General features: G+C 71.2%; 1 protein-coding gene. It reads right to left on the minus strand.

Annotated elements, in window-relative coordinates; all coding sequences use genetic code 11:
* On the minus strand, positions 1–635 hold a 635-nt coding region (locus tag IEJ02_RS47915; protein ID WP_191070522.1), incomplete at both ends, for an acyl carrier protein.

Genomic DNA, 635 nt, shown 5'->3' on the forward strand with positions numbered 1-635 from the left:
ACGGTCACCGCCGGACCCTCGAAACCGAACACGTACGACACACGCCCCGACGCCACACTGGTGCTGGCACCGGTCGTGACGAAGCCCTCCAGCTCGGCGGGTACGTCGCTGCCCGAGCCGTAGCCCTGACCCATCAGGCCGGAGAACACCCCGACGTCACGGCCCTTCAGCGTTCCCGGGTCGATCCCGGCCCGCTCCAACGCCTCCCACGAGGTCTCCAGCAACAGCCGCTGCTGTGGGTCCATGGCCAGCGCCTCGCGCGGCGAGATGCCGAAGAAGCCCGCATCGAACTCCCCGGCCTCGTGCAGGAATCCGCCCTGGTTCACGTACGACGTGCCGACCCGGTCCGGGTCCGAGTCGAACAGCCCGTCCAAGTCCCAGCCACGATCGGACGGGAAGCCGGACATGGCGTCCCGCCCCTCGCTGACCAGCCGCCACAAGTCCTCCGGGCTCGCCACACCACCCGGCAGACGGCACGCCATACCCACGATCGCGATCGGCTCGGCGGGGTCGGCGGTCTCCACGGCGCGTGCGACCCGCGCGGCGGTGGCCGCGGGCACGTGACCGAAGGTCTCGTGGAGGTGACGGGCGAGCGCCAGCGGGGTCGGATAGTCGAAGACCACCGTCGCGGCCAG

Source organism: Streptomyces sp. 5-10 (assembly GCF_014712245.1).
Taxonomy (GTDB): Bacteria; Actinomycetota; Actinomycetes; order Streptomycetales; family Streptomycetaceae; genus Streptomyces; species Streptomyces violaceusniger.